Raw genomic sequence first — 8,189 nt, forward strand, 5'->3', positions numbered from 1 at the left:
AAGATGGAATACGGCGGCGTGCCGATCATTGCGGCGCTGAAGGGGGCGGTGGTGGGCGGCGGGCTAGAGTTGGCCTCGGCGGCGCATATTCGGGTGGCCGACGCCTCTACCTATTTCGCGCTGCCCGAGGGTAGCCGTGGGTTGTTCACCGGCGGCGGCGCGACGATCCGCGTGGCCGATCTGGTGGGCAAGGCGCGGATGATCGACATGATGCTGACGGGCCGCATCTACAAAGGTGCCGAGGCGGTGCAGATCGGGCTATGCCAGTATCTCGTCGAAGGGTCGAGCGACGAGAAGGCCTTTGCGCTGGCCAAGGCGATTGCCGCCAATACCCCGCTTTCCAACTTTGCCATCTGCTCGGGCATCAGCCACATGCAGAACATGTCGGGCCTTGATGCAGCCTATGCCGAGTCTGTCTTGGCGGGCGTGGTCAACACCCAGCCTGCGGCGCGCGCGCGGCTTGATGCCTTTGCCAAGGGCACGGCACCGCGGGTGCGGCCCGAATAGGGGCGAGCCTCAGCCGCGCTTGATGGCCCGGTTCACATGGCCCATCTTGCGGCCGGGCCGGGCCTCGGCCTTGCCGTAGAGGTGAATCGAGGCTCCTGCCTCACGCGCGATCACGGGCAGTTGCGCCATGTCGTCACCGATCAGGTTGGTCATCTCGACATCCGCGTAGCGGCTGCCATCGCCCAAGGGCCAGCCTGCGACTGCGCGAATGTGCTGCTCAAATTGATCGACCGCGCAGCCCGCTTGCGTCCAGTGCCCCGAATTATGCACCCTTGGCGCTATTTCGTTGACCAGAAGCCCCTCGGGCGTGACGAAAAGTTCGACCCCAAGCACCCCTACATAGTCGAGCGCATTGAGGATGCGCGCGGCGATCAGCACGGCGTCCGACCGCTCGGCGGGGGAAAGGCGGGCGGGCACGGTGGTGGTGTGCAAAATACCGCCCCGGTGCACGTTTTCGCCAGGGTCAAAGGCCGCGACCTCGCCCGAAACACCGCGTGCGGCGATGACCGAAACCTCGCGGGAAAAGCGAACAAAGCCCTCCAGCACGGCGTCGGCACCCGCCATCGCCGCCAGCGCGGGTGCGGCATCGGCGGGCGTGTTGATCCGGGCCTGCCCCTTGCCATCATATCCCAGCCGATTGGTTTTGAGCACCGCTGGCACCCCGATCTGCGCCAGCGCGGCGTTCAGGCTGGCCGCATCCGTCACTGCCGCCCAAGGCGCGGTCGCCAGACCGATGCCGTTGAGAAAAGTCTTTTCCGCGACCCGGTCTTGGCTGATCGCCAGCGCGCGTCGGCCCGGGCGGATCGGGCGCAGGCTTTCCAGAATGTCGAGCGCCGAGGTCGGGATGTTCTCAAACTCGAAGGTGATGACATCGACAGAGGCCGCAAAGGCCCGCAGCGCCGCCGCATCGTCATAGCCCGCTTTGGTGACTCGCCACGCAACCTGCCCCGCGGGCGGGTTTTCGCCCGGCTCGAAGATATGCGCGCGCAGCCCTAGGCGCGAGGCGGCAACAGCAAGCATCCGGCCAAGCTGCCCGCCGCCGAGGATACCGATGCACCCACCCGGTGCGAGCATGTCAGTCATCCGAAGGTTCCTCTGGCACTGCCGCCGAAAGTGCCGCGCGCCATGCATCAAGGCGCGCCGCCAAAGCGGGGTCCGACAGCGCCAATATTGCCGCTGCCATCAACGCCGCGTTGGCAGCCCCCGGCGCACCGATCGCCATGGTTGCCACCGGAAAACCGCGCGGCATCTGCACGATCGAATACAGGCTATCGACGCCTGACAAAGCCTTGCTTTGCACCGGCACCCCAATCACTGGCAATCGGGTTTTCGAGGCCACCATGCCCGGCAGATGCGCCGCACCCCCGGCCCCAGCGATGATTACCTTCAGCCCGCGCCCGACCACGCCCTTGCCATAATCCCACAGCCGATCAGGTGTGCGGTGCGCCGATACGATCCGCGCCTCGTAGGGCACCCCCAGTTCTTCAAGCAGCGTCGCTGCCTCGCGCATGGTTGGCCAGTCTGACTGGCTGCCCATGATGATTCCCACTGCAACGCCCATCACTGCCCCCCGCCTGCCTGCCGCGGCGCACTATAGCCCGGCCTTCGCTCCGCGCAAGCCAAGCGGGCAGGTCAGGCGATGATGTCGGGGGTCAACTGGTCTTCCAGCCGTGCGATCTTGTCTTTCAGGGAAAGCTTTTGTTTTTTCAGCCGCCGCAGAGTCAGCTGGTCGGCGCTTATCGTGTTGCCTAGGGCGTCGATTGCATCGTCAAGATCGCGGTGCTCTCGTCGAAGCACCTCGAGCTTTACCCGCAAGACCTCGTCAGAGTTCATTTCGTTCGGTGGGTTCATCGGATTTGCCTGCCATTCGAGGTTTGAACCGATCCGCCCGAGTCGCTGATCGGGCGCAGCAGACTATAGCGCTGCGGCCGCTGTGCGTGAACCTTGCAATCGCGCCTGCATCGCGCAACCTTGCGAGGTGGGCCTGCCGTGCCCATATCTATGAAACGGGTCGCCGCAAGGGGCCCGCCCTCTGCATGTCGCTTATCAAAAGGGCCTGCCCGATGACGAAACTGAGCTTTGCCGCGCACCCGTTCCTGCTGGGGTTCGATCAGCTGGAGCGGTTGGTGGAACGTACCGCCAAGACTGGCGGAGACGGATATCCACCGTATAATATTGAACAATCCTCGCCCGATACCTTCCGCATCACGCTGGCGGTAGCTGGCTTTGCCGAGACCGATCTTGCGATCTCGCTGGAAGACCGCCAACTGGTTATCCGCGGGCGGCAGGGCGATGATGATGGTGCGCGTGTTTTCTTGCACCGCGGCATTGCCGCGCGCGCGTTTCAGCGCAGTTTCGTGCTGGCCGATGGTGTCGAGGTCGCAGCAGCCAAACTGGAAAACGGATTGCTGCACATAGATTTGCGCCGCGCTCTGCCAGACCCGGTAGTGCGTTCGATCCCGATCACTCGCAGCTAAAGGGGGCCGCCATGAACACGAAATACGATTTTGGCGCAGAGACCGACGATCGCATCGTCTATGTGCGCGCGGTTGCGGTTGCTGACCTGCCGGACGAGATTCGCGCGCAAGCCGGCGATCTTCGCACGCTTTACGCCGTGCACGGTGCCGATGGTGAGCGGTTGGCTTTGGTGGCCGATTGCCAAATGGCATTTGCGCTGGCGCGGCAGAACGACCGCACCCCGGTGCATGTGCACTAGGCTGGATTGCGGCTGGAAATCTGCGGTCGTGTCGAAGCGGTGACCCCGCCCAGCCGTGCTTCAGTTTCATCATGCAGCCCTCGAATGCGCAGCAGGGCAAGCATCACGATAAACCAGTGAAAGAAACGCAAATCGCCGCCCGGATCAGGGGCGGCGATTGCATGGTATTTTCGGCAAATGCGTCAGCCGCGGATCAGGCCCATCGACTCGAGCTTCAAGATCACCTGATGCGCGCAGTGATCGACGTCTACGTTTTCGGTATCGACGACCAGTTCAGCGTTGGTCGGTGCCTCATAGGGGTCTGAAATGCCGGTAAACTCTTTGATCTTGCCTTCGCGGGCCAGCTTGTAGAGCCCCTTGCGGTCGCGCCGCTCGCATTCTTCGATCGACGTTGCCACATGCACTTCGACAAATGCGCCGAACGCCTCGATATCCTCGCGCACTGCGCGGCGGGTAGCCGTATAGGGTGCGATTGGCGCGCAAATCGCGATGCCGCCATTCTTGGTGATTTCAGACGCGACATAGCCGATGCGACGGATGTTCAGATCGCGATGCTCTTTAGAAAACCCCAGCTCCGAGCTGAGGTTTTTACGCACCACGTCGCCATCCAGCAGCGTGACCGGGCGGCCACCCATTTCCATCAACTTTACCATCAGCGCGTTGGCGATAGTCGATTTGCCCGAGCCCGAAAGCCCGGTGAAAAAGACCGTGAACCCTTGCTTGTTGCGCGCGGGCGAGGTGCGGCGCAGTTCCGTCACCACCTGCGGGAACGAGAACCATTCGGGGATTTCGATCCCTTCGCGCAGACGCCGACGCAACTCGGTGCCGGAGATATCCAGCACGGTCGAGCCTTCTGGGATTTCGTTGGAGGGGTAATATTGCGCCTTTTCCTGCACATAGACCATGTGCTTGAAATCAACCATCTCAAGGCCGATCTCGGCCTCGTGCTTCTTGAAAAGCTCCTGCGCGTCATAGGGCCCGTAGAAATCCTTGCCCGCCGAGTTCTTGCCGGGGCCTGCATGATCGCGCCCGACGATGAAATGCGTGCAGCCGTGGTTCTTGCGGATCAGCCCGTGCCAGACCGCCTCGCGCGGCCCGCCCATGCGCATTGCAAGGTTCAGCAGGCTCATCGTGGTCGTGGATGCGGGGTATTGGTCAAGCACCGCCTCGTAGCAGCGTACGCGGGTAAAGTGGTCCACATCGCCCGGCTTGGTCATGCCGACGACGGGGTGAATAAGCAAGTTGGCCTGCGCTTCGCGCGCGGCGCGGAAGGTCAGTTCCTGATGTGCGCGGTGCAAGGGGTTGCGGGTCTGAAACGCCACGACGCGGCGCCAGCCCATCTTGCGGAAAAAGGCGCGCAATTCGTTCGGCGTATCGCGGCGGCCCTTGAAATCGTAATGCACCGGTTGCTGGATGCCGGTGATCGGCCCACCAAGATAGACCGGGCCTGCGACGTTGTGCAGGTAGTTCACCGCCGGGTGCGCCAGATCGTCTGCGCCAAACACGCCCAAGGCTTCTTGCGATTTGTTCGGCACCCATTTGTCGGTCACCGAAAGGATCGCAAGGATCACACCCTCCTGATCGCGCAGCGCAATATCCTGCCCCGGTTCGATCTTGTCGGCAAAGGCTTGGCTGACATCAAGCGTGATCGGCATTGGCCAGAGCGTGCCATCGGCAAGCCGCATCGACTTGACCACGCCATCATAATCAGCCTCGCTCATGAACCCTTTGAGCGGGTTGAAACCGCCGTTCATCAAAAGCTCTAGGTCACAGGTTTGGCGCTGCGTCAAATCCCAAGACGGCAGGTTTCCCGCTTCGGTCTTCAGCTTCAAAGAGGATTCATGCGAAACATACAGCTCCGGGATCGGGGCAAAATTGGTAAAAGACATTTTAAAGGGCTCGCTTGCTGGACCTGATTTGGTCTTGGTGTTCAACGGCGCAATCGCCGCCATGCTCGCGCGCGGCTTAGCGCGCGACTATGGCGAAAATCAAGCAATCAATGCACTAAATGCCAAGATCGGAACGAAACATCGCCCTTTCTGCCGCCCCGTGGAACAAGCAGCAGCAACGGTGCGCTGCCCAGATCAGTCTTGTTCCGACAAAAACCGTTCCGCATCGAGTGCGGCCATGCAGCCCATTCCGGCGCTGGTGACGGCCTGCCGATAGACAGGGTCGGTTAGATCGCCCGCTGCAAACACGCCCGCAATCGACGTGTGCGTGGTGCCCGGTTCGACCTTCACATAGCCGCCGTGGTGCATTTCAAGCTGGTCCTTGACCAATTCCGAAGCGGGTGAGTGGCCGATGGCAACAAAGAACCCGGCACAGGGCACGACCTTTTCGGCGCCTGTTTTGACATCGCGCACACGCACCCCGGTTACCCCGAGCGGGTTTTCATCGCCTAGCACTTCTTCGACGGTATGGTTCCAGAGCACTTCGATCTTGGGGTTCTTGAACAGCCGGTCCTGCATGATCTTTTCGGCGCGCAGACTGTCGCGGCGGTGGATCAGGGTGACCTTGGTTGCGAAATTGGTGAGGTAAAGCGCCTCTTCGACCGCCGAGTTGCCGCCGCCGGTCACCACCACTTCCTTACCGCGGTAGAAAAAGCCGTCGCAGGTGGCACAGGCCGAAGCGCCGAAGCCTTTGAACTTTTCTTCCGACGGCAACCCCAGCCAGCGGGCCTGCGCGCCGGTCGCAAGGATCACCGCATCGGCGGTATAAACGGTGCCCGAATCGCTTTGCGCCGTGAAGGGGCGCTTTTGCAGATCTAGCGAGGTGATCAGGTCAGAAACGACTTCAGCACCCATGGCCGTCGCGTGCGCCTCCATCTTCTGCATCAGTTCGGGCCCCATGATCGCGGTTTCGCCCGGCCAGTTTTCAACATCGGTCGTGATGGTCAGTTGCCCGCCGGGTTGCATCCCCTGCACCAGCACTGGCGACAGCATCGCACGTGCCGCATACACAGCTGCCGTATAGCCCGCAGGCCCCGAGCCAATGATCAAAACTCTGACATGCCGTGTATCGCCCATGATCGTCTCCATATCTGCTTTTTCGCGTATATACGCCGGGTATGTCGAATTGAACCCCCGTGCAAGAAACCGCTAACGATTGCCCTTGCGCCACAAATTGCGAAATAATATTGCGCAAACTTCGGTGCGACGATACTTTCCGCGAAATCTTTGGAGGATATGATGTCCGGCTCCCGGCTTGACGAAATCGACCGCAAGATCCTGGCCGAGTTGCAGGCTGACGGGCGCATGACCAATGTGGAGCTTGCCAAGCGGGTGGGCATTTCTGCGCCGCCTTGCCTGCGGCGGGTGCGCACACTGGAAGAGGCGGGCTTCGTTCGCGGCTATCATGCCGACGTGAACCCGCGCGAATTGGGCTTTGAGGTGGGCGTGTTCGCCATGGTGCGGCTGCACAGCCAAGCCGAATCCGATCTTTCGGCCTTTGAGGCGCGCTGCCGCGATTGGCCGTTGGTGCGTGAATGTCACATGCTTAACGGCGAGATCGACTTCATCCTGAAATGCGTGGCCCCCGATCTGTCGAGCTTTCAGCGGTTTTTAACCGAAGAACTGACCGCTGCGGCCAATGTGGCGTCGGTGAAAACCTCGCTGGTCATACGCTGCGCCAAAGACGAGCCGGGCGTGCCGTTCGACGTGCTCGAAGCGCGGCTGGCCCGCCACCCCTGAGGGGCGGCCAGCGGCCAGATAGGCCGCGCGCCCTGCGCGGCTATTCCAGCAGGTGCTCCAACTCGAATCGCGTCATGCGCGGATGCGCCTCGGGGCCAAAATCGGATAGCTGCTGGATGTGGGGAAAGCAGGCCGCAAATAGCGCCAGCAAGCGCGGCTCGACCATCGCCTCGATGCCGGTGCCGGGGTGGTAGCTTTCCACTTCCATCCCCATCACACGCAGGCTTGCGTGCTGTTTCAACACCACATGATAGGCGACGACAGGCGTTACCGTGCGAAGCTCGATCACGCTCACGCCATCGATAAAGGCGCGTGCGGGCACATAAACCGTATCGCTGCCCGAGATTGCACGGCATCGCGCATCGCGCAGCAGCAGCCGTGCGCGTGGCCCAAGCACAAGGTCAGGCATCGGGCGGCTGGCCCCGAAGGCTTCGGCGGTGATGCGCGTCAACATGCTTTCGGCAATTCCGCGCCCTTGCGGATCGGGGTATAGGGTCAAAGACCCGATCCAGGTGATGGTTTCGGCGCGCCCTTCGCCGGTGATGGCGCGCATCCCCGGTACGAGGTCTTCGACCGCCACGGGCCCGGCATCGGTGGTAATCAACGTGCCGCGCGCCATGGCCGAAAAAGCCTCTTCAAACAAAGCGGTGGCCGGTGCGATGCGGGTCGAACTTTGCACTTCGCCGCTGTCGGTCAGCCAAGTGGCCTCATACCGCCGCGTCAGCGCGCGCGCACGTTGCGGAGCCTCGTCTGGCGACGGCGCACGCAGCTGGCGGGCCGCAGAGAAATGCGCCCCGTGGCGCTTGGCTCGGCGTGGAGTCTCGTCAGTGGGCAGGAGGCGATAAGACATGGTCGGCCTTTCGGGCTAATCCCGCCTGCAATGGCCCCCACCGAATGCAGGCGTCTGGCAGAGTGCGGCTTCGGATCGACACCCGTCGAACGCGAGGTCGCTTCGGGGCGAGGTACCGGGCCAATCTGACCCATGGGCACAGGATTGCTTCGGCACCATCTTGGCGATTACCGCAGCTTACTTGCAGCGGCTGTTCGCCGTTTTGCTCACTCAGGCGCGGCGCAGCAGTGCCCGCGGCGGCAGAACGTTTGTGCTTGCGGCCTCTTCGCGCCGTGCAATCGTGCCGCTGCGCACCGTGCCGCGCTGCCACGGCATGGCCACGTTACATTTCGCGGCCTCGGCAATTGCCGATTGCAGCCAGCGGCGCGGTTTTTTCGGTGTCATATTCTACTCCTGTCTTGCATTGCTTCAGGGTCTTGCCGCCTCG

General features: G+C 62.2%; 11 protein-coding genes. 4 read left to right on the forward strand and 7 right to left on the reverse strand.

Annotated elements, in window-relative coordinates:
* The coding region (locus ABY403_RS10555; protein ID WP_372840764.1) for a crotonase/enoyl-CoA hydratase family protein at positions 1 to 507 on the forward strand (507 nt) is incomplete at its 5' end.
* Between the two features lie 9 nt (positions 508 to 516).
* Here ABY403_RS10555 and ABY403_RS10560 read toward each other — a convergent pair.
* From ABY403_RS10560 to ABY403_RS10570, 3 genes are all read right to left on the reverse strand, one after another.
* Positions 517 to 1,590, reverse strand: coding sequence for a 5-(carboxyamino)imidazole ribonucleotide synthase (locus ABY403_RS10560; RefSeq protein WP_372840765.1), 1,074 nt, complete (start codon positions 1,588 to 1,590; stop codon positions 517 to 519).
* Entirely contained in the window at positions 1,583 to 2,068 is a 486-nt protein-coding gene (purE, locus tag ABY403_RS10565) for a 5-(carboxyamino)imidazole ribonucleotide mutase (protein ID WP_372840766.1), read from the reverse strand. Before purE ends, ABY403_RS10560 begins: the two co-directional genes overlap by 8 nt.
* A gap of 71 nt (positions 2,069 to 2,139) precedes the next feature.
* Positions 2,140 to 2,358 carry a YdcH family protein gene (locus ABY403_RS10570; RefSeq protein ID WP_372840767.1) on the reverse strand — a complete coding sequence of 73 codons (219 nt, stop codon included), beginning with the start codon at positions 2,356 to 2,358 and terminating at the stop codon, positions 2,140 to 2,142.
* Between the two features lie 212 nt (positions 2,359 to 2,570).
* On the opposite strand from ABY403_RS10570, the gene ABY403_RS10575 reads away from it, so the two are divergent.
* Entirely contained in the window at positions 2,571 to 2,984 is a 414-nt protein-coding gene (locus ABY403_RS10575; RefSeq protein WP_372840768.1) for an Hsp20 family protein, read from the forward strand.
* Between the two features lie 11 nt (positions 2,985 to 2,995).
* The gene (locus ABY403_RS10580; RefSeq protein ID WP_372840769.1) at positions 2,996 to 3,223 is read left to right on the forward strand and encodes a DUF1150 family protein; all 228 of its coding nucleotides are present in this window, start codon (positions 2,996 to 2,998) and stop codon (positions 3,221 to 3,223) included.
* A gap of 182 nt (positions 3,224 to 3,405) precedes the next feature.
* Here ABY403_RS10580 and ABY403_RS10585 read toward each other — a convergent pair whose 3' ends face one another.
* Positions 3,406 to 5,112 (reverse strand): bifunctional sulfate adenylyltransferase/adenylylsulfate kinase, encoded by a 1,707-nt coding sequence (locus ABY403_RS10585; RefSeq protein ID WP_372840770.1) that lies wholly within the window; start codon positions 5,110 to 5,112, stop codon positions 3,406 to 3,408.
* A gap of 195 nt (positions 5,113 to 5,307) precedes the next feature.
* On the reverse strand, positions 5,308 to 6,249 hold the full coding sequence (trxB, locus tag ABY403_RS10590) for a thioredoxin-disulfide reductase (RefSeq protein ID WP_372840771.1): 942 nt from the start codon (positions 6,247 to 6,249) through the stop codon (positions 5,308 to 5,310).
* 162 nt (positions 6,250 to 6,411) lie between these two features.
* Here trxB and ABY403_RS10595 point away from each other — a divergent pair, with 162 nt between their 5' ends.
* Positions 6,412 to 6,912, forward strand: coding sequence for an Lrp/AsnC family transcriptional regulator (locus ABY403_RS10595; protein ID WP_372840772.1), 501 nt, complete (start codon positions 6,412 to 6,414; stop codon positions 6,910 to 6,912).
* Positions 6,913 to 6,952: 40 nt separating this feature from the next.
* On the opposite strand, the gene ABY403_RS10600 is transcribed toward ABY403_RS10595, so the two are convergent.
* Together ABY403_RS10600 and ABY403_RS10605 are read right to left on the reverse strand one after the other, a co-directional pair.
* Positions 6,953 to 7,762: a Hint domain-containing protein gene (locus ABY403_RS10600; protein WP_372840773.1), complete on the reverse strand. Its 810-nt coding sequence runs from the start codon at positions 7,760 to 7,762 to the stop codon at positions 6,953 to 6,955.
* Positions 7,763 to 7,972: 210 nt separating this feature from the next.
* Entirely contained in the window at positions 7,973 to 8,146 is a 174-nt protein-coding gene (locus ABY403_RS10605; protein WP_372840775.1) for a hypothetical protein, read from the reverse strand.
* Between the last annotated feature and the right edge of the window lie 43 nt (positions 8,147 to 8,189).

The organism is Phaeovulum sp., assembly GCF_041596715.1.
Classification (GTDB): Bacteria; Pseudomonadota; Alphaproteobacteria; order Rhodobacterales; family Rhodobacteraceae; genus UBA6213.